At 65.2% G+C, this 20,095-nt stretch carries 19 protein-coding genes; 11 read left to right on the top strand and 8 right to left on the bottom strand.

Going from position 1 to position 20,095, the window contains the following annotated elements:
• Positions 1-59 precede the first annotated feature (59 nt).
• The gene (locus ACFTR6_RS03260) at positions 60-1,082 is read left to right on the top strand and encodes a YeiH family protein (RefSeq protein WP_377956863.1); all 1,023 of its coding nucleotides are present in this window, start codon (positions 60-62) and stop codon (positions 1,080-1,082) included.
• Between the two features lie 53 nt (positions 1,083-1,135).
• A complete protein-coding gene (pepN, locus tag ACFTR6_RS03255; RefSeq protein WP_377956862.1) occupies positions 1,136-3,781 on the top strand; it encodes an aminopeptidase N in 2,646 nt (881 codons plus the stop codon).
• A 62-nt stretch (positions 3,782-3,843) separates the two neighbouring features.
• On the opposite strand, the gene ACFTR6_RS03250 is transcribed toward pepN, so the two are convergent.
• Entirely contained in the window at positions 3,844-4,938 is a 1,095-nt protein-coding gene (locus ACFTR6_RS03250; RefSeq protein ID WP_377956861.1) for a biotin/lipoate A/B protein ligase family protein, read from the bottom strand.
• A gap of 82 nt (positions 4,939-5,020) precedes the next feature.
• Positions 5,021-5,278, bottom strand: coding sequence for a type B 50S ribosomal protein L31 (locus ACFTR6_RS03245; RefSeq protein ID WP_076803010.1), 258 nt, complete (start codon positions 5,276-5,278; stop codon positions 5,021-5,023).
• A gap of 417 nt (positions 5,279-5,695) precedes the next feature.
• Here ACFTR6_RS03245 and ACFTR6_RS03240 point away from each other — a divergent pair, with 417 nt between their 5' ends.
• The 5 genes from ACFTR6_RS03240 (at position 5,696) to ACFTR6_RS03220 (ending at position 11,343) form a co-directional block, all read left to right on the top strand.
• Positions 5,696-6,370, top strand: a complete 675-nt coding sequence (locus ACFTR6_RS03240) for a haloacid dehalogenase type II (protein WP_377956860.1) — start codon at positions 5,696-5,698, stop codon at positions 6,368-6,370.
• A 198-nt stretch (positions 6,371-6,568) separates the two neighbouring features.
• Complete coding sequence (locus ACFTR6_RS03235) at positions 6,569-7,708, top strand: phosphotransferase (protein WP_377956859.1); 1,140 nt, start codon at positions 6,569-6,571, stop codon at positions 7,706-7,708.
• A 29-nt stretch (positions 7,709-7,737) separates the two neighbouring features.
• Complete coding sequence (locus tag ACFTR6_RS03230) at positions 7,738-9,093, top strand: aspartate aminotransferase family protein (protein WP_377956858.1); 1,356 nt, start codon at positions 7,738-7,740, stop codon at positions 9,091-9,093.
• Positions 9,094-9,178: 85 nt separating this feature from the next.
• The gene (locus ACFTR6_RS03225; protein WP_377956857.1) at positions 9,179-10,108 is read left to right on the top strand and encodes an ABC transporter substrate-binding protein; all 930 of its coding nucleotides are present in this window, start codon (positions 9,179-9,181) and stop codon (positions 10,106-10,108) included.
• A gap of 83 nt (positions 10,109-10,191) precedes the next feature.
• Complete coding sequence (locus ACFTR6_RS03220; RefSeq protein ID WP_377956856.1) at positions 10,192-11,343, top strand: ROK family protein; 1,152 nt, start codon at positions 10,192-10,194, stop codon at positions 11,341-11,343.
• Between the two features lie 27 nt (positions 11,344-11,370).
• On the opposite strand, the gene ACFTR6_RS03215 is transcribed toward ACFTR6_RS03220, so the two are convergent.
• Genes ACFTR6_RS03215 through ACFTR6_RS03205 form a run of 3 tightly spaced genes read right to left on the bottom strand, consistent with a single transcriptional unit; the run spans position 11,371 to position 13,848 of the window.
• The gene (locus ACFTR6_RS03215) at positions 11,371-12,240 is read right to left on the bottom strand and encodes a TrmH family RNA methyltransferase (protein WP_377956855.1); all 870 of its coding nucleotides are present in this window, start codon (positions 12,238-12,240) and stop codon (positions 11,371-11,373) included.
• A 15-nt stretch (positions 12,241-12,255) separates the two neighbouring features.
• The gene (locus tag ACFTR6_RS03210) at positions 12,256-13,044 is read right to left on the bottom strand and encodes a sulfite exporter TauE/SafE family protein (RefSeq protein ID WP_377956854.1); all 789 of its coding nucleotides are present in this window, start codon (positions 13,042-13,044) and stop codon (positions 12,256-12,258) included.
• 18 nt (positions 13,045-13,062) lie between these two features.
• Complete coding sequence (locus tag ACFTR6_RS03205) at positions 13,063-13,848, bottom strand: ABC transporter ATP-binding protein (RefSeq protein ID WP_377956853.1); 786 nt, start codon at positions 13,846-13,848, stop codon at positions 13,063-13,065.
• A gap of 88 nt (positions 13,849-13,936) precedes the next feature.
• On the opposite strand from ACFTR6_RS03205, the gene ACFTR6_RS03200 reads away from it, so the two are divergent.
• Positions 13,937-14,299 (top strand): metalloregulator ArsR/SmtB family transcription factor, encoded by a 363-nt coding sequence (locus tag ACFTR6_RS03200; protein ID WP_083706388.1) that lies wholly within the window; start codon positions 13,937-13,939, stop codon positions 14,297-14,299.
• Positions 14,296-15,423: a cation diffusion facilitator family transporter gene (locus ACFTR6_RS03195; protein WP_377956852.1), complete on the top strand. Its 1,128-nt coding sequence runs from the start codon at positions 14,296-14,298 to the stop codon at positions 15,421-15,423. The genes ACFTR6_RS03200 and ACFTR6_RS03195 overlap by 4 nt, the downstream gene beginning before the upstream one ends.
• Before the next feature lie 71 nt (positions 15,424-15,494).
• Here ACFTR6_RS03195 and ACFTR6_RS03190 read toward each other — a convergent pair whose 3' ends face one another.
• Positions 15,495-16,019 carry a CGNR zinc finger domain-containing protein gene (locus tag ACFTR6_RS03190; protein WP_377956851.1) on the bottom strand — a complete coding sequence of 175 codons (525 nt, stop codon included), beginning with the start codon at positions 16,017-16,019 and terminating at the stop codon, positions 15,495-15,497.
• Positions 16,020-16,089: 70 nt separating this feature from the next.
• On the opposite strand from ACFTR6_RS03190, the gene ACFTR6_RS03185 reads away from it, so the two are divergent.
• Positions 16,090-17,352 (top strand): MFS transporter, encoded by a 1,263-nt coding sequence (locus ACFTR6_RS03185; RefSeq protein ID WP_377956850.1) that lies wholly within the window; start codon positions 16,090-16,092, stop codon positions 17,350-17,352.
• On the opposite strand, the gene ACFTR6_RS03180 is transcribed toward ACFTR6_RS03185, so the two are convergent.
• Complete coding sequence (locus tag ACFTR6_RS03180) at positions 17,329-18,102, bottom strand: phosphatase PAP2 family protein (protein ID WP_377956849.1); 774 nt, start codon at positions 18,100-18,102, stop codon at positions 17,329-17,331. The genes ACFTR6_RS03185 and ACFTR6_RS03180 overlap by 24 nt on opposite strands.
• A 115-nt stretch (positions 18,103-18,217) precedes the next feature.
• Between ACFTR6_RS03180 and serB the strand changes: the two genes are divergently transcribed.
• Positions 18,218-19,123 carry a phosphoserine phosphatase SerB gene (gene serB / locus ACFTR6_RS03175; protein ID WP_087871858.1) on the top strand — a complete coding sequence of 302 codons (906 nt, stop codon included), beginning with the start codon at positions 18,218-18,220 and terminating at the stop codon, positions 19,121-19,123.
• 6 nt (positions 19,124-19,129) lie between these two features.
• On the opposite strand, the gene ACFTR6_RS03170 is transcribed toward serB, so the two are convergent.
• Positions 19,130-19,990, bottom strand: coding sequence for a VOC family protein (locus tag ACFTR6_RS03170; protein WP_377956848.1), 861 nt, complete (start codon positions 19,988-19,990; stop codon positions 19,130-19,132).
• Between the last annotated feature and the right edge of the window lie 105 nt (positions 19,991-20,095).

The raw sequence follows: 20,095 nt of genomic DNA, 5'->3' as shown, positions 1-20,095 counted from the left end.
AAGGTTGGGAGGTGCCAGACTTCCGACTCCCGACGCCGCTGCTGCCGCAGTTGCGCGGGATGACGCATCAGAACCTTACCCGGATTCTGCCCGGCCTGTTGACCGCTGTGGTGGCGCTGGCCTTCGCATTCGCCATCCACGCTGCCGTTCCGGCGCTTCCGGCCATGACCCTGGCCGTGGTGCTCGGCCTGCTGGCAGCCAACCTGCCCGGCACGGCGGTGTGGACTGCCGGCCGTGCCCGGCCCGGGTTGGACTTCGCCGGCAAGCACCTGATGCGCGCCGGCATCGTGCTGCTCGGGCTGAAGGTGAGCCTCGCGGACGTGCTGGGCCTGGGCTGGCTGGCCCTCCTGCTCATCGCGGGCGTGGTGGTGGCCAGCTTCGCCGGCACCTACGGAATTTCCCGGCTGTTCCGCCTTCCCGCCGACACGGCGCTGCTGGTGGCCACCGGGTTTTCGATTTGCGGCGCCTCGGCGATCGGGGCGATGGCCGCGGTGCGGCGGATCAGCCACCGGGACACGGTCCTGCCCGTGGCGCTAGTGACGCTGTGCGGAACGCTGGCCATCGGCGTGCTCCCGCTGCTGGTCCATCCGCTGCAGCTGGGCACCGAGGCCTTCGGTGCCTGGATCGGCGCCTCCGTCCACGACGTCGGGCAGGTGGTGGCCACAGCGCAAACCGCAGGCCCGGCGGCACTGGCCCTCGCCGTCGTCGTCAAACTCACCCGGGTGATCCTCCTGGCTCCCATGGTGGCCATAGCGGGGGCAGAGCAGAGGCTCCGGCACCGCCGGGAGGCCGGCCGGACCGGCGGTCCCACCCCGGGGAGGCCTCCGATCATCCCGCTGTTCGTGGCCGGATTCGTGGCGATGGTGGCGCTCCGCTCCAGCGGCTGGCTCTCCGCCGGCTGGCTGGAGGCCGCTGCCGGCTTACAGGACGTGCTGCTGGGAGCTGCCCTCTTCGGGCTGGGGTCGGCGGTGCGGATCCGGACCCTGCTGCACACCGGGGCGCGGGCCGTGCTGGCTGCCCTCGCGGCATGGGTTCTGATTGCTGTCCTCGGGCTGGCGGCCGCGCTGCTCATGGTCCAGTAGCGCGCTGTATCCGGCAGCCCGTGATTCAATAGCCCGCGTGATTCAATAGCTGGGTGCCGAACCAGAATCTCCAGCGCCGCGAAGCGGCAGAGCGGTCCGCCCTGATCACCACCCACAGCTACGACGTCTCGCTCGATGTCCGCGGCGCCCCGGATCCGGACACGGCCGGCTACACGAGCCGTAGCACCATCGCATTCTCGGCGGCGCAGCCCGGAGCATCCACCTTCCTGGACTTCATCGCCGGTGACGTGCACAGCGTGCTCCTGAACGGCGCGGAGCTGGCTGTGCCGGAGGTGGTGGACGGGGCACGGATCCGGCTGGACAACCTGCAGGCTGAGAACCGGGTGACGGTCACCGGAACTGCCCTGTACAGCAGCTCGGGCGAGGGCATGCACCGGTTCTTCGACCCGGCCGACGGCCAGTGCTACCTCTACACCCAGTACGAACCCGCCGATGCCCGCCGGGTCTTCGCGAACTTCGAACAGCCCGACCTCAAGGCCCGGTTCACCTTCTCCGTCACCGCACCGGCAGGCTGGGAAGTGGCCTCCAACGGCGCCGAGGCAGCACGCCTGCCGCTGGCGGACGACGCCGGGGCGTGCCGCTGGGATTTCCAGCCCACCCTGCCCATGTCCACCTACATCACTTCGGTGCTGGCCGGTCCCTACTTCAAGGCCGAGGACCGCTGGAGCAGGACGGACGACGGCGGAGCCCGCCTTGACGTGCCGCTGGCACTTTACTGCCGGGCCTCCATGGCGCCCTCGTTCGACGCCGCCGAACTGTTCAGGCTCACCAAGCAGGGGCTGGAATTCTTCAACGGGCTGTTCGACTATCCGTATCCCTGGGGCAAGTACGACCAGGCGTTCGTGCCCGAATACAACCTCGGGGCCATGGAAAATCCCGGCCTGGTCACCTTCACCGAGAACTATGTCTTCACGTCCCGCGCTGCAGATTCCCAGTACCAGGGCCGCGCCAACACGCTCCTGCACGAGATGGCGCACATGTGGTTCGGTGACCTTGTGACCATGCAGTGGTGGGACGACCTGTGGCTGAAGGAATCCTTCGCGGACTACATGGGCACGCTCGGCGTGGACCGCGCCACGGACTGGGAGACCGCGTGGGTCAACTTCGCGAACAACCGCAAGGGCTGGGCCTACGTCCAGGACCAGTTGCCTACCACCCACCCGATCGTGGCGGACATCCCGGACCTCGAGGCGGCCAAGCAGAACTTCGACGGCATCACCTACGCCAAGGGCGCCTCCGTCCTGAAGCAGCTCGTGGCCTACGTCGGCTTCGACGCCTTTATCGCCGGCTCGCGGCAGTATTTCCGGGACCACGAGTACGGCAACACCACGCTGGCGGACCTGCTCGACGCCTTGAGCGCGGCGTCCGGCCGCGACCTCGCCACCTGGGCCAGGCAGTGGCTCCAGACCTCCGGGATCTCCACGCTTCACGCCGAGGTGGAGCCGGCTGCGGCCGCCGACGGGCAGGCCGTCCTGGAGCGCGTCACCCTGCTGCAGGATGCTGCCGATCCTGTCACCGGCCGCCAGGAGCCCCGGCCGCACCGGCTGCGCCTCGGCCTGTACAACTTCGACGGCACCGGCGCGCTGGTCCGGACCGATTCCGTGGAGACCGACCTGAGCGGCGAAGCCCAGGACATCGAGGCCCTGTCCGGGAAGGCCAGGCCGGCCCTGCTGCTGGTCAATGACGATGACCTGAGCTACGCCAAGGTCCGCCTCGACCCCGTATCGGAAGCCACCGTCCGTGCCTCGCTGGATCGGATCACCGATCCCATGGCCCGCGCGCTGTGCTGGTCAGCTTTGTGGAACTCAGCCCGGGACGGCATCTCCCCGGCTTCGCACTATGTGGACGCCGTGCTCCGGTTTGCCTCCGCCGAATCCGGCATCGGCGTCCTGTTGAACATCCTGGGCAGCGCCACCATGGCCCTGGAGCAGTACGTTCCGGCCGGGCAGCGGGATGCCCTGCGGAAGTCCTTTGCCGAGGGTGTGGTGCAGGAACTCCATGCGGCGGAACCCGGCTCCGACCAGCAGCTGGCCTGGGCCAGGACGCTCGCCACGGTCAGCCGGACCGAGGGCAGCACGGCCGGGCTCCTGAGCGGCCTGCTGGACGGCAGTGAGCGGGTGCCGGGGCTGGCGGTGGACGCCGAGCTCCGCTGGAGCCTGTGGCACGCGCTGGCGGCCCGCGGCCTGGCCACGGAGCAGGAACTCGACGCCGAACTGGCAAGGGACACCACAGCCTCCGGCCGGGCCGGGCATGCCACGGCGCTGGCCGCCCGGCCCGAGGCAGCGGTCAAGGCCGCGGCCTGGGATGCCGCAGTGCGCGGCAGGGAGCTGTCCAACCAGCTGCTCAGCGCCACCATCGCCGGATTCAACACGGCCCCGGAGGAGCTGCTGGACCCGTTTGTGGAGCCCTACTTTGCGTGCCTGGAAGGCGTGTGGGCGGAGCGGAGCATCGAAATCGCCAGCCGGATTGTCCGCGGTCTCTACCCGGCGGTCCGGGACCTGGGCACAGCGGGAAATCCGGAGGACCATCCCGTGGTGGCGCGCACCGACCGCTGGCTCGCCGAGCACCCTGATGCCCCGCGTGCCCTGCGCCGGATCGTCATCGAACAGCGGAGCCACCTGCACCGGTCCCTGACGGCGCAGGCGGTGCCGGTTAAAACCGCATCGGTTGCTCCGTAGATGCCCTTTTGACCGCTCAGAACGGCACCTACGGAGCAGTCGATGGGAACGCTCGATCCGTTTCAGGGCACCCGGTGCAGCCACGCCTCCGTGCCGAACTTTGACGCGACGCGTTCACCGGCGGTCTGCAGCTCCTGGGCCCTGATCTCCGACGGCGTTGCGCCGTAGCGCTCGGCGAACACCTCCATCATGGCCGCCACGATTGCGGTCCGGGCCAGGCCGGTCTGGCGGCGCAGCGGATCCACGCGCTTCTTGGCGCTCGTGGTGCCCTTGTCTGAGAGCTTTTCCTTGCCGATCCGGAGCACGTCCACCATTTTGTCGGCATCGATGTCGTAGCTCATGGTCACGTGGTGCAGCATTCCACCGTTGGCCAGCCGCTTCTGGGCAGCGCCGCCGATCTTGCCCTGGCTGGTGGCGATGTCGTTCAGCGGAACATAGAAGGCGTCGATGCCGAGTTTCTTCAGGGCGGCCATGACCCACGCGTCGAGGAATGCGTAGGAATCCGCAAAGCTGATGCCGTCCACGAGGGTCTGCGGCAGGTAGAGCGAGTACGTGATGCAGTTGCCCGCCTCCATGAACATCGCTCCCCCGCCGCTGATGCGGCGGACCACGGTGATGCCGTGCCGGGACACGCCGTCGGGATGCACCTCATTGCGGTAGGACTGGAAGCTGCCGATCACCACCGACGGTTCCTCCCAGTCCCAGAAGCGGATGGTGGGGTTCCGGCGGCCCGCGCCGACCTCCTCGGTGAGCACCTCGTCCAGGGCCACGTTCAGATGCGTGGGGAGCACTGTGGGAGGGATGATGTTCCAGTGGTGGTCAGTCCATGCGGTGGCCTTGGCCAGCGCCCGTCGGACGGCGATGGCCACGGCGTCGGCCGAGAACCCGAACAGTACGGCGTCCTCGGGGAGGGAGGCCTCTACAGCGGCGGCGATGTCGGCCGCCGTCGAACTTTCCGGCAGTCCCGTCAGGGCCGCGTTGATGGCCAGCAGCGCCTCATCCGGTTCGAGGAAGAAGTCGCCGCTCAGGGACACGTCTGCCAGGGCGCCGTCCGCGATGTCGAGGTCCACCACTACGAGCTTGCCTCCCGGGACCTTGTACTCACCGTGCAGCCGCGGGGCGGCCTCCTCGTTTGCAGAACCTGGCGTGGCAGTCATGCCTTCCATCCTGCCCCACAAACGCAAAAAGCCCGCACCGTTGCCGGTGCGGGCTTTCCAAAGAACCTTGGGGAGAAGTGAATTACTTCTTGCCGCCGAAGCCCTTGAAGCGAGCGTTGAAGCGCTCGACGCGGCCAGCGGAGTCCATGATGCGCTGCTTGCCCGTGTAGAACGGGTGGGACTCGGAGGAGATTTCGACGTCGATGACCGGGTAGGTGTTGCCGTCTTCCCACTCGATGGTCTTCGAGGAAGACACGGTGGAGCGGGTCAGGAACTTCGTGCCGGAGGCCAGGTCGTTGAAAACAACAGCTTCGTACTTCGGGTGGATCTCAGACTTCATAATGGGACCTTTGTTCACGCAGCTGGATTTTGCCAGCTGCCAGGTATGAATGGGATGGTTTCCGCCGTGCCCCGGCCGGCCATAGGACGGCGAAAAACACAGTGGAACCAGCTATCAATCATAGCGGATGCTGGCGGAAACCAACGAACCGGCCCCTCCGGCGGGTGCAGCTTCCTCGTCCCGACTGCCGAATCTGCTTCGGTTCCTGCATCCAACACCAAGAGCAGGAACACCCGGGCCTGGGAGGGTTTGCCCGCCGCAACAGCAGTAGAGGGAGTACACGACAGCAAAAGAAAATTGTTGACAATTGACTATCACCGATTTAGATTCGTAGTGAATCAAAAACTGCTCCGGAAGACGGATGCAAACGGCTGACAACGGCCGAGCCACCAAACACCACTACGAAGGATCGAATCCATGGCAGAAACCAACTCCCGGCCGAAGTACATCTCTTTTGATATCTACGGCACACTGATCAACTGGGATACGGATTCCACTACCCGCCGGCTACTTGCAGGCCGTTTGCCTGAAGAGCACTGGCCCGCATTCAAGAAGGTGTTCCGCGGGTACCGGTTCGACGAGGTGCTGGGCGACTACAAGCCCTACGAGCAGATCCTGCAAAATTCCTTTGACCGGGTCTGCAAGTACTTCGGCATTGGGCCGACCCCCGGTGCGGGCGCAGAGTTCGCCGACGCCGTACGCGGCTTTGGTGCCCACGAGGACGTGCCGGCTCCGCTGAAGCTCATGGGCGACAACTACAAGCTGGTGGCCCTGTCCAATGCGGACGACAGCTTCCTGGACATCAGCATTCCCAAGCTCGGTGCAGACTTCCACGCCGTACTGACCGCCGAACAGGCCCAGGCCTACAAGCCGCGCTACCAGGCCTTCGAGTACATGCTCGACACCCTGAACGCCAAGCCCGAGGACTTCCTGCACATCGCCTCGCACACCCGGTACGACATGCATCCGATGCACGACATGGGCTTTAGGAACCTGTGGGTGCTGGACCGTGGCTATGACCCCATTACCGGGGGCTACGACTACAACACGGTTAAATCCCTGGACGAGATCAACAAGCACCTCGGTCTCTAAGCCCGGTTCCTGAGGCGAAGCGTCTTTGAAGACGTAAAGGTGATTTAGGTGACCGACGGCCAAACCTGGCCTCCTCCCCCGCCCACGGCCGTAGTGCCGTGGGCGGGGACACCTGCCTGTTCCGCATGCTCTTCCGGCCCCCAAACACTTCACCAAACCAAGCCCGGTTTCCTGACTCTTCCCTTTTGAAAGGGTGACATGAGCACTACCCCCGAACCCGCGACAATCCATACGGCGCCGCCCCATGCCAGCGGGTCCGCCGGCCGCGTCCAGGCAGCCTGGAATGCCAGCAGCGACTCTGCTTTTATCGACGCCGTCGCATCAGAGAGTGGACTGCTTGCGGAGCAGTCCCAACTCCCGGATTCAACAGTCCTGGAACTCCTTGAAGAGTCCTACGGCCTGAAGGGGAAGCTTGTCCGGATTCCCACCGAGAAGGACGAGACTTTCCGCCTCGGGCACGGAGAAGAAACCTATCTGGTCAAGATCTCCACACCGGACGAGGATCCGATGATCGTCCATCTTCAGACCGCATGCATGAAGCATCTTGAACAGGCTGCGCCTGAAATTCCAGCCCAGCGCCTGGTGAGGAGCCTGGGCGGGAAACCCGAAGTCCACATCCCCGTGCTGCAAGGACCCCATGACCGGGTACTTCGGGTGATGCGCTTCATGCCCGGAATTTTGCTGGCCAACGAGGTACCGTCGGCTGCTCAGCTTCAGTTGGTTGGCTCAAGCCTTGCCCGTCTGGCCCGAGCACTGCAGGACTTTGAACATCCTCGTGCCGACCGCCTGCTCCTCTGGGACCTCAAGCACTTCCACCGGATGCGGCCGCTTCTTGACCACGTCGACGAGAAGGAAAAACGTGACCTGGCCGAAGACATTTTCGATCAGTTCGACGAAAAGGTGGTTCCGCTTCTCAGCACCCTCACCACTCAAGTTGTCCACGGGGATTTCAGTCCGTTCAACGTCCTGATCGACCCGGACAGCCCGGACTACGTGAGCGGGATTATCGACTTCGGAGACGTCGTGCGGACTCCTGTGATCTTCGACCTCAGTGTCACCATGGCCAACCTGCTGGGAGCAGACCCGTCCCGACCCTGGAAACTCGCACTGCACGTCGTGGACGGGTATCGGAGCATCCGTCCGCTGCCTGACCAGGAGTTGGAGGCCCTGATCGTCTCAGCGCAGGCACGTCTGCTCCTGCGGGCCCTGATCACGCAGTGGCGGGCAAGCCAATTGCCGCAAAGAAGTGATTATCTCCTGTCCCACTCCAAACCTGACTGGGACCGGCTCGCTTCCACAGTGGCCGCCCCTGCACCAATAGTGCCTTTTACATTCTGAACCAGATTCACAGCCTTCAAGGAGAAACCATGGACACTTCCCAAATCCGTAAGCCATCGCGTGCAATGGTCAATGGCTTTGATCCCAACCGCCTCGATGAACTCCCGGACCAGATGCAGAAGAACATCCGGCGCCGGGACCAGAGCCTGGGGCCCGGATACCGGCTTTTCTATGACACACCGCTGGAAGTCGTCCGTGGCAAGGGCGTGACGCTGTTTGACCGCGACGGTAATGACTATCTCGATGTCTACAACAACGTCCCCTCTGTCGGTCACGCCCACCCGCGTGTCATCGCGGCCGTCCACGAACAGATGCAGACGCTGAACACCAACACCCGTTACGTCCAGGAATCCATCCTCGATTACTCAGAGCAGCTCCTTTCCACGTTTCCCGCCGAGCTTGGCCATGTCATGTTCACCTGCACAGGTTCGGAAGCCAACGACCTCGCCATGCGCGTCGCCAAATACGCCACCGGAAACCAGGGCATCATCGTCACCTCCGGCGCGTACCACGGACTCACCACCGAAGTAGCGTCCTTCTCACCGTCCCTGGGCATCGGCGTCCCCCTGGGTGCGAACGTGCGGGTCATCGACGCCCCGGACTCCCTGCGATACCCATTGGATCAAGGGTCCCTGGAGGATCACCTGCGGAACCAGGTGCGTGCGGCCATCGCCGACCTTCACCGGCATGGCATCGGAGTGGCGGCCTTCATCGCCGACAGCATCTTCTCCTCCGACGGTGTCTTCGCCGGCCCAGCAGGCTTCCTGCGTCCCATCGTCGAGGAAATCCATGCTGTGGGCGGCCTGTACATCGCCGATGAAGTCCAGCCGGGCTTCGGCCGCACCGGTGAGGAATGGTGGGGCTTCCAGCGTCACGGAATCGTGCCGGACATCGTGACCATAGGTAAACCGATGGGTAACGGCATTCCCGTTGCGGCTGCCATCTTCAGGCCCGAACTGTTGCAGGAGTTCGGGAAAAACATCCGCTACTTCAACACCTTTGGCGGGAATTCAGTCGCCATTGCGGCGGCGCAGGCCGTCCTGGACGTGATCCGGGAGGAATCGCTCATGGAAAACGCCCTCAAGGTCGGCGGAAAGATCCTCACCGGACTCAAGGATCTCACTCAGGGTCTGGATCAGGTTGCAGAAGTCCGCGGCAGCGGCTTCTTTATCGGCGTCGACCTCGTCACGGACCAAGCCACACTCTCACCCGACGGCGAAGCCGCCGCTGGCATTGTGAACGCCCTCAGGCAGGACCGGATCCTCATCTCGGCATGCGGTGCCCAGGGCAATGTCCTGAAACTCCGCCCCCCAATGCCGTTCTCCAGCAATGATGCTGATCGTCTGCTCGAAGCAATGGGCCGTGCCGTCAAGACGCTGCGTTAGGCCCGCACGGGACGGAGGAATCCTGCTAAACAAGTTCACTCATTCTGCGGATTACACCCGCTGAAACGATATGAAGGATTGCACCATGAAGACCAGACACACGATCCACACTGCTGCTGCCGGACTCGCCGTCCTGCTGGCCCTCTCCGCGTGCGGCGGCGCGGCAACAGGCAGCCAGGCCACGGATATCCCGAAGACCCAGAACACTCGTGACATTTCAGCGGGTGTCCAGCCGGATGAGGCCGCGGTGGCGCTGCTACCGGAGTCCTACAAGGCCAACGGTGAACTGACAGTGGCGATGGATCTGAGCTCCCCGCCGATGACCTTCCTCGCTGAGGATAATGCAACCCCCATTGGCGTCAACCCGGACCTCGCGCGCCTTGTAGCCAAAAAGTTGGGGCTGAAGCTGAAGTTCGAGAACACGGCGTTCGACACGATCATTCCCGGAATTGACGGCGGCCGCTACGACTTCACGGCCACCACGATGTCCGCCACGGAAGAGCGGCTGAAGGTTCTGGACATGATCAACTACCTTAAGGGTGGTTCCGCCGTGGCTGTGGCCAAGGGCAACCCGCTCAATCTGGCCAATGATGCACTGTGTGGCAAAAATATCGGCGTGACCAAAGGGTCCTCGCAGCAACTGAAGCACCTGCCGAACGTCTCGAAATGGACCTGTGAGGAAAAGGGGAACCAAGCCATCAACGCCATCACGCTGCCCAACGTCCAGGAAGCCCTGACCCAACTGGACTCAAAGCGGATCGACGGCGTCTTTTACGACGCCAGTGCCCTGGCGTGGGCCAACGAGCAGCAGCCGGGCCACTTCACCGTCCTGGAGCCGCGGATGGATACCCGCACGGACACTAACGTTGCGATGGGCCTGAAAAAGGGGTCACCGTTGACACCGGCCTTCCAGAAAGCCATCCAGTCCGTTCTGGAAACCCCGGAATACAAGGAGTCGCTGGACTACTGGGGCTTGGGAGAATCAGCCATCACAGAAGCCAAGATCCGCCAGTAAGAAAGCCACTAACCCCTATGCAACGAATACCGGGCCGCCTCTCATGTACCGGTTTTGGTCTGAACTCTCATTAAGGTTGTGCTATGAGCAGCATCCCCACGGCAGGTGACTACACCAAGGCTTCGGTCCTTGATGCGGTCCTTTCGGAGGCACCTTTGACGCGGAGCAGGCTGATCGAATTGACGCGTCTAAGCCAGGCGACAGTATCCCGGAAGGTGGATGAGCTTCTTTTCGACGGTTTCCTCGTTGAGCAGGGGGTCGACACAGTTGTGCGCCGCGGTCGACGCTCCACGTTTCTCGACGTACCCGGCACGGCGGGACACATTGTTGGCATCTCATTCGGAGCGCAAACCACCTGCGTCCTGGTAACGGACCTGCGAGGTCGCGAGATTAGGCATCTCATTGTTCCCAGCCACGAAGGGGGCGATGCTGAAACAACTGCCAGGTGGCTGGCGGACCTGATTGCGAAGACCAGTGATTCCGCAGAGGGACCATTGCGCCAAATCGTCGTCGGACTGCCCGGCCGTGTCCCGCATGGCATGAGGAGGTCTGGGACACCAGAGACACGGAAGAATTCTATTGATTCTTCTCTCCGGAATTGCCTGGAGGATCGACTGAACGCTCCCGTGAGCCTTGAGAGCGACGCCAGCGCGTCCCTCCGGGGGATCCTGAAGGATGATGCGGGCCTAGGTAACGCTGCCTTGTTCATGCTCAGTACCGTGCTGACGTTCGCCAGTTGTACCGATCATGAGATCGCCCAGGGGCGTACGCCTACTTTCGGTGACCTCGGTGGTGTTCTCTACTCGGGCGTTGGCAACGAGACCCTCGATGGGCTGTTGAGCACAAAGGGGCTCCTCCAGTTCTCCAAGGGGCGAGGACTGGAGCTGGAGGGCATCGAAGCGCTCTGGTCCCAGCCGCAGGAAGCGGCACCCCGCGCGGAGGTCATGGAGGCGTTTACGACGGCGCTCGTCACCGCTGTCGGTGCCGTTGCAGTTACGTTGGATCCGGAGTCCGTGTACTTCGTGGGTCGCTTGAGTCCGCTGGTGGTCGAAGTCCTTCCCGAGGCGCGCAGGCGGCTCGAGCAAAACCTTCCCGTCGTTCCGGAGATCAGGGTCGCACCGCAAGTGCTCGGACTATCGGTGGCCAGTGGAGCAGCAAATGCGGGACTGACCTTGGCACAGTCCCGGCTCCGGGAATCGGTGCTGGAGGCAAGCCGGGAGGGCCCAAGCCCGTAGCAGGCAAGAAGTACATAGTTCGACGCGTTACCTGGTCGCATAGAACGCCACGGCCGACGACGCAGCAACGTTCAACGAATCTACGCCGTTCATCATGGGGATTGTCACTCGTGCGTCGAGGAGTCGATCGGTCTCAGGCTTCAGCCCCTCGCCCTCCGTTCCGAAGACCAGGACCAGGTTCTGATGGTCCTGGGTCACCAGTTCGTCAAGAGTGATGGCTCCCTCCCCCAAAGACATGCCTGCCACGAAGTAGCCCGATTCCTTCAGCTGTTCGATACTGGCCGGCCACGGGTCGACCCTCGTCCACGGAACTTGGAAAACGGTGCCCATGCTGACCCTGATCGAGCGGCGGTACAACGGGTCGGCGCATTGCGGCGTAACCAGTACAGCGTCGACACCGATCGCCGCAGCTGATCTGAAAACGGCGCCAACGTTCGTATGATCGGTCAAGTCCTCCAGGACCGCGATCCTCGACCGATGCGGGGTTTTGGAACACCCCACAGCGGTGTGGTCCACAGTGTCCTCCGGGACCGCCACATGCCGGGCGCCTGCCAGCAGTTCCGGCAACGGGACCGGCGCCGGGCGGTGCATGGCTGCCATGGCGCCGCGGTGGAGGTGGAATCCGGTGATTTCCTCCAGAAGGCCGGCGCTGCCGATGTACGCGGGAATGTCCGGGTACTGCTCGAAGATGTCCGTGAGGTCCGCAACCCACTTCTCGGCCAGGAAGAAGGACCGCGGCCGGTGCCCGGCGGCGAGGGCCCGCCGCAGGACGCGGGAGGATTCGGCGATATACATTCCCTCGGCGGGTTCGCGGAGTTTCCGCAGGTGCACATCAGTCAGCTGCGTGTAGTCGGCGACGCGCGGATCCGCGGCAGAATCGAGGTAGTGAAAAGTCACCGGCAGTCCTTTTACTTATTCGTTGAGCAGGTTGGCAACCATGAAGCCGAGCGCCACCAGGCCGAGGGTGAAGATCACGCCGCGCAGTACCGGGGGCGAGAGCCGGCGCCCAACCTTTGCGCCCACAAAGCCGCCAATGAGGGAGCTGACGGCGATGAGGGCCACCACGGTCCAGTTGATCCGGCCGAAGGCGAACAGCAGGTATGAGGCGGCAGCAATCAGATTTACGCCCAGCACCAGGATGTTCTTCATGGCATTGGCGTTCTGGATGGTGCCGGTCATGAAGACGCCGAGGATGCCCACCAGCAGGATGCCCTGCGCCGCGACGAAGTAGCCGCCGTAGACCCCGGCCAGGTACACCAGCACCACCAGCAGAATGCCGTGGTGCTTGTCCCGCAGCGCGTGCTCGGGGTTTTCTTCGCGGTTCCGCACCCACTGCTGGAGCTTTGGCTGGAACACCACCATCAGTAGGGCCAGGACAATAAGCGCCGGCGCCGCGTAATGAAACACCTGCTCCGGCAGGTGAAGCAGGAGCCAGGCTCCGCTGATGCCTCCCAGCAGGGACGCCGGAAGCAGCCGCAGGAGCTGGCGGCCGCGGCCCTTCAGCTCGCGCCGGTAACCCCAGGCGCCAGCGGCACCGCCGGCAACGAGGCCCATGGCATTGCTCATGGAGGCCGTCACCGGTGCGATGCCCAGGGCGATCAGCACCGGGAAGGTGACGAGGGTTCCGGACCCGACAACGCTGTTGATGGTGCCGGCCCAGAGACCGGCAAAGAACACAATGATCCCGCTGAAAAACTCCACGCTGTGCAGGCTGCCCCGCTAGCGGCGGGCGGTTGCCGTGTAACGGCCGGCGTTCACCGAGACGTCGAGGGGCAGGCCGAACGTCTCGCTCAGGTTGCCCGAGGTGAGCACCTCGGCGACGGGACCGGCCGCCACCACTTCGCCGTCACGCATGAGCATTGCGTGGGTGAAGCCCGGCGGGACTTCCTCGAGGTGGTGCGTGACCAGCACGATCGCCGGCGCATCCTCGTCCATGGCCAGCTGGCTAAGGCGGTGCACGAGGTCCTCGCGGCCGCCAAGATCCAGGCCGGCGGCGGGCTCGTCGAGCAGCAGGAGTTCGGGGTCGGTCATCAGGGCCCTGGCGATCTGCACGCGCTTGCGCTCACCCTCGGAGAGCGTGGAGAACTTGCGGTTCAGGAGAGGGCCCATCCCCCAGTCGTTCAGGAGGGCGAAGGCGCGGCGCTCGTCGTCCTTCTCGTAGCCTTCGCGCCAGCGGCCGGTCACTCCATAGGCGGCAGTGACCACCACGTTGAGCACGTTCTCATATTCCGGGATCTGGGTGGCCAGTGCGGCGGAAGACAGGCCGATCCGCGGCCGCAGTTCGAAGACGTCCACCTTTCCGAGGCTTTCGTCCAGGATGCCGGCGATGCCGCTGGTGGGATGGAGCCGGGCGGCGGCAATCTGCAGCAGAGTGGTCTTGCCAGCGCCGTTGGGGCCGAGGATGACCCACCGCTCGCCTTCCCTGACCTGCCAGTCCACCTTGCTCAGGAGCGTTTTGGCTCCGCGCACAACGCTGACGGCGGCCATTTCAAGAACATCACTCATAGAAGTAGACACTAGGACAAAACAGGGTGTGACTGATAACTGGCCTGGCCGCCGTCGCGGGCCCTCCTGTTTATGTCATTATATGCGTATGAACGCAGATAAGAAGGCTTGCAGGCTCGACGTCGATAGCCAGTATGTGGAACTGGCGGTGGAGATCTTCGCGATGCTTGCGGACGCCACGAGGGTGCGGATCATCCTGGCGCTGCGTGAGGGTGAAATGGCCGTCGGGGCGTTGGCGCAGGTGGTGGGCAAGTCGCCGGCAGCCGTGTCACAGCATCTGGCCAAAATGCGCCTGGCGCGCATGGTTTCCACCCGCCAGGAAGGAACCAAGGTCCTCTACCGGCTCGAAAACGAGCACGCCCGCCAGCTCGTCGCGGATGCAATCTTCCAGGCCGAGCATGCGCTCGGCGGCCAGCCGGCCCACCACCGCACGAAGGGAACGGAATCATGAGTGAGCGCACGCAGACAGCCGGAATGCCAGGGGGCGGAAACGCTCCGGAACACCATCACCGCGACCAGCCGCACGGCCACCACGGGCATGTCCATGACAATGACAACGGGCACGAGGATCACCAGGACCATGGTCACCACCACGACCATGACCATGACCACGGGCACAGGCATCACAAGGGCCTCAAGGGCTGGCTTTACGAGCTGTTCATCCCGCACACCCACGATGCGGCCGACTCTGTCGACGACGCCCTCGAGGCAAGCTCGGAGGGCATCCGGGCCCTGAAGATCAGCCTGCTCATGCTGCTCGGAACAACGGTCCTGCAGTTCCTGGTGGTTCTGGTGAGCGGTTCCGTCGCGTTGCTGGCGGACACCATCCACAATTTCTCCGACGCGCTGACCGCCGTTCCGCTGTGGGTGGCGTTCGTCCTGGGCCGGCGCGCGGCTACCCGCCGCTACACGTACGGCTTCGGCAGGGCGGAGGACATGGCGGGGCTGTTCATTGTAGCCGTCGTGGCACTCTCGGCGGTGGTGGCGGCGTGGCAGTCGGTGGACCGGCTGATCCACCCGCAAGCGCTCCAGAATCTTGGCTGGGTCATGGCCGCGGGGCTGATCGGCTTTGCCGGAAACGAAGCAGTGGCCATCTACCGCATCCGGATCGGGCGCCGGATCGGTTCCGCTGCGCTGGTGGCCGACGGCGTTCACGCGCGGATGGACGGTTTCACCTCCCTGGCCGTGGTCCTGGGCGCCGGCGGCGTCATGCTCGGCTTTCCCTTGGCGGACCCGATCGTTGGCCTGCTGATCTCGGCGGCCATCATCATGCTGCTGTGGGGCACGGTCCGCAGCATCGGACGCCGGCTGATGGACGGCATCGAGCCCGAACTCGTCGACCGTGCACGCGGCGCCCTTGAGGGAACGCCCGGTGTTGTGGAAGTGAGGCGCGTGCAGCTGCGGTGGGTCGGGCACCGGCTCCAGGGCGCGGCCACCATCGGGCTCGACGGCGGCAGCAGCCTGGCTCGGGCTGAAGAGACCATGCGCGAGGCCAAGCACCGGCTGCGGCACGCCCTGCCCAAACTCGACGACGTGGCTCTCACGCCCACCGCTGCCAGTACCGGCACGCCCTAGCCTCACCGGCTGCGGCAGCGCCCGCGGTACGTGACGGCCGAGTGCCCAGTTAGCTCCAACTCCCCGTCAGCTCAAGCGCGCCCCGCCCGGTAGCGCCGGACGGCGTCGGCGTTGCCGCATCGGGCTGAACAGTATGTCCGGTTTCCGCCGCGGCTGGTGTCGGCGAAGACGCGGTGGCAGTCCCGCCAGGCGCAGACGCCGAGCCGCTCGCCGGCGGCCTCGGTCATGAAGATGGCCAGTCCGCCGGCAGTGACCGCGCGCACCCTTTCAACCAGCGTTTCGCTGGCGTCCGCGAAGTGAAGGTGCGGGAGCATCTCGTCGTGGGTGGTGAGGAACACGCGCCGCACACCCGCCGCCAGCAGGGCGTTGACCGCTGAGCAGCGGGCCGCCTGGTCCCCGGCGGCGAAGACTGTCTGCAGCCGGACTGTCCACTCCCGGAGCTCGTTCCGGGACGCGGGTGTGACCCGGGGCGAGCGGAACAGGTGGTTTGCCAGGAGCTCCTGCAGCGCGTCGCTGCCCCACTGGCCGTCGGCAAGCATGTTGACGAGGGATTCCGCCAGCCGCACGCCGTGCATGTTGTCATGGTTGAACTGCATAAACCCATGACATCACAGTTGTCCTGTGGAGCTTTCCACATCGAGGACCTGCCCGAGGGGATCACACAAGTTGACCAGCACCGCCGAAGCAACCCGTTCCACCCAGCGCCGCATCGTGCGGACCTTGTCGGTCGCACAGATCTTCTCCGGCCTGGGCAGCGGCTCAACCCTTGCCCTGGGCTCCATCCTGGCTGTGGAGCTGTCAGGGTCCGAAGCATGGGCCGGGTCCGTGAACACCGCCCTGACCCTGGGCACCGCGGCCACGGCGATTCCGCTGTCCCGGCTGGCTCTGCGACGGGGACGCCGGGTTGCCCTCACCACCGGTCTGGCCGCGGCGATCGCCGGCACCTTCCTGATGGTCAGCGCCGTGACTTCCGGACTGTTTGTGCTTCTGCTCGGCGGGGCCTTCCTGGTGGGACTGGCGTCCGCGGTCAACCTGCAGGCCCGCTTTGCTGCCACCGACCTGGCTGAGCCGGAACACCGCGGACGGGACCTGTCGCTGGTGGTGTGGGCCATCACCATCGGCGCTGTCGCGGGGCCCAACATGGTGGCTCCGGGGGCAGTCCTGGCCCGCTGGCTGGCCATTCCCGCGTCGGCCGGGCCGTTCCTGATATCAGCGCTGGGGATGGTGGTCGGGGCCGCTATCGTGGTGCTGGCCCTGCGCCCGGATCCGCTCCTGACCCGGCGCGCGCTCGACGGCGGGGACCCCTTGCCGGGTGCACAGCGCTCCGGCACCTGGCGGGAAGGATGGCAGATCGTACGGCAGCACCCCAGCGCCCGCGCAGCGGTGATCGCCGTCGTCGCGGCCCACGCGGTGATGGTCGCCGTGATGTCCATGACGCCGCTGCACATGCAGCACCACGCCGGCCACACCGCGGGTAACCCGGACACCATCGCCCTGATCGGCCTGACCATCTCGCTGCACATCGCGGGGATGTACGCACTCTCGCCACTGATGGGCGTCCTGACCGACCGTCTCGGACCGCGGACCGCCGCGCTCGCGGGCCTGCTGACTTTGCTCGGCGCCGTTGCCCTGACCGGACTGGCGTCGCAGAGCATGGGTTCGGTCACGGTAGGCCTGGTCCTGCTTGGGCTTGGCTGGTCGGCCACCACTGTTGCCGGTTCCACCCTGCTCGTCGCCACGCTCGCCCCCGCTGAGCGCGTCCCGGTCCAGGGGTTCGCGGACGCCACCATGTCCCTGGCCGGCGCGGTGGGAAGCGCGCTGTCAGGACCCGTTATGGGCCTCACCGGCTACTCCGGTATCAGTGCCTTTGCGGCTGCAGTCATCGCTGCGGCGGGCGTGGCGTTGCTACGCCTGCGCGTCCGGAGCTGACGGATCAGCATCCGCCGAACTGCTGGGTGGCCGGCTTTCGGACGTTTTTTGATGCAGCCTCGCAGAGCCGTGCCGGGCTACATCAGTGAACATTGCCACCGCTGCCGCAGCGAGTGCCACGCCGAAGGACGCCACGACGTCGGTGAGCCAGTGATAGCCCAGATACAGCCGGCTTAAGCCGACCAGCACCGTAACTGCAAGGGCCCCGGAGAACCCAAGCACCGCCGTCGTACGCGTTCCTGAGCGTGACAGCACAAGGTAGGCGAGCACCACCGTGATCACGCCTACTCCCACGGTGTGCCCCGAGGGGAACGAGAGGGCATCGTCCGGGCCGAGCAGGAAGTCAGCGGCGGGCGGACGTGACCGGCTGACGAGCTGCTTGATGAGAGTGGTCAGGACCACGGCCAGCACGATGGCCCCCATGAGCACTGCGGGGCGCCACAGCTCACGCTTCCAGACGGCCCATGCCAGGGCGAACGCCGCACCGGCCACGGTCAGCACTTCCGGCGCGGTCACGGCGGACACGACCGAAAACAGCGCGGTGGCGGCAGGATTGCGCGAATCCACCAGCAGGCTGTGCACAGTGCCGTCCATTGCTGCCAGCCCCGAGTCCGACTGGACGGCCGCGAACATGAGCCAGAAAACCGCGTCACCAACCACCAAAAGAGCCCCGGCCCAGCAGAAAAGTACCTGCTGCGACGCCCGTGGCAAGGGCGCCGGGCGCAGGCGGGCAGTCAGGGCAGAGATCATCAGACCATTCTGCCGGAATCCGCTCCCCGTTGCCGGACGTCTGCTGGGAGCCGGCTGGGAAGGGTCGGGCGCAATGGATTCGGGAGGGGGGCCCTCGCTCGATAAGATTGTAGTCATGACTTCGAACGTGACTGCGGTCAGCTATGGCCCGAAACTGTCCCCCTCGGAACCGGAGAACCTGCGGTCCCTGCTGGCGGACTCCGACGCCACCTTCGGAGAAACCTCAAGCGCCGGCGACGGACGGTTCGAAGTCTGCACCTTGGACTTTTCCGTTCCTTCGGGGTCAGCCGCGGATATCGCTCGCCTGCGGCACGTGATTGCCGCCGCCAAGGAGAACGGTGGGCGGGCAGGAGTGGACACCGCCATTGTTCCCGCAGAACTGCGGCAGGCGGAGCGCAAGCTGCTCATCATGGACGTCGACTCCACCCTGATCCAGCAGGAAGTCATCGAACTCCTCGCCGCCTACGCCGGCAAGCGCGACGAAGTCACAGCCGTCACTGAGGCCGCCATGCGCGGTGAACTCGACTTCGCCCAGAGCCTGCACGCCCGGGTGGCCGTCCTGGCCGGGCTGCCTGCCGACGTCGTCGACTCTGTCTACGCGGAGGTGACGCTGAGCGAGGGAGCCGCCGAGCTGGTGGCCGCGTTCAAGGCCGCAGGCCATGCCGTGGCAGTGGTGTCCGGTGGCTTCAACCAGATCCTGCGCCCCATCGCCGAGGACCTCGGCATGGACTACTGGATCGCCAACGAACTGGAAATCGTGGACGGCGCACTCACCGGAAAGGTTGTCGGCGACGTGATCGACCGCGCCGCCAAGGAAAAGTACCTCCGCGAATGGGCCGCCGCTGAAGGCATCGCACTGGAGCACACCATCGCGGTGGGCGACGGCGCCAACGACCTGGACATGCTCGGCGCCGCGGGCATCGGGGTGGCCTTCAATGCCAAGCCCGCTGTCCTCGCCGTCGCCGACGCCGCCGTCAACATGCCGTACCTCGACGCGGTGCGGCACATCGCCGGCGTCTGATTTGGGCTAAAAACCCGACGGCGGCGTGAACTGGCTGGCCGTGAACACAGCCCCGCCGGGGTCCCGGATGAGGGCGGTCCGTGTCCACTCGGTGTCCTCCTGTCCGAGGACGTGGCCGCCAAGGCGCTCCGCCTCCCGGACAGCCACGTCGCGCTCGGCAACCGTGAAGGTGACATGCCAGTGCGGCCGCTCGCCCTGGGCGGCCGGGGCAAGCCAGCCCACAGCATCCTCAAAACCTGCGGGCACGGCGTCTCCCGATTGGCGGGCCCTGATGCCGGGGTCGATGGTGGCTTCCAGATGGTCGCCGTATCCGGGCCGGCGGATCATGGTGCCGAAGTCGAGCCGGTCGAACTGCCAACCAAAGGCCCTGGCGTAGAAATCTGCCGCCGCATCAGTGTGCGCTGTATGGAGGTCGCTGAAGTTCCAGCCGCCTGGCACATTAACCGCCTGGGCGCCAGGCCTCTGCAGTGGCTGCCAAAGGCGGAACTCCACTCCTTCGGGGTCGGCTAGCACGGCCCGGACCCCTCCGGCCCCGGTATCGGCAGGAGCGGATTTCAGGGTTGCGCCGGCGGACAGCAGGTGCCGCACCGCGGAGTCTGCATCCTCGACGGCGATGTACGTGTTCCACGCAGGCACACCGTGGATGCCGGTTCCCAAACCGGTGATGGCGCCGGCCTCCTGGCCGGCGAGCCGGGCAATTACGTAACTGCCGCCGTCCCCCGGCGGTGCCGTACCGGCGTCGAACTCCCACCCGAACAATCCGCCGTAGAACCTCGTGGCCGCTTCGACGTCGGGTTGCTGGCTGTCCACCCAGCACGGCACGCCGGCCGGATAGGTCCGCTTCGGTAGCGCTGCATCCTCTGCCATGGCTATGACCCTAGGAGACTGCTGAACTAGGGGCTTTTTGAGGGGTTGGGCGGGTGCGTGAGCGCTTTGCCCGGCTTCTCAGGCATGTGCGGGTGGTCGGAGCGG

The organism is Arthrobacter sp. NPDC057009 (genome assembly GCF_042673905.1).
In the GTDB taxonomy this organism is placed as follows: Bacteria; Actinomycetota; Actinomycetes; order Actinomycetales; family Micrococcaceae; genus Arthrobacter.
The sequence above is the reverse complement of the archived record's forward strand: the minus strand, read 5'-3'. Positions and strand labels throughout refer to the sequence as shown.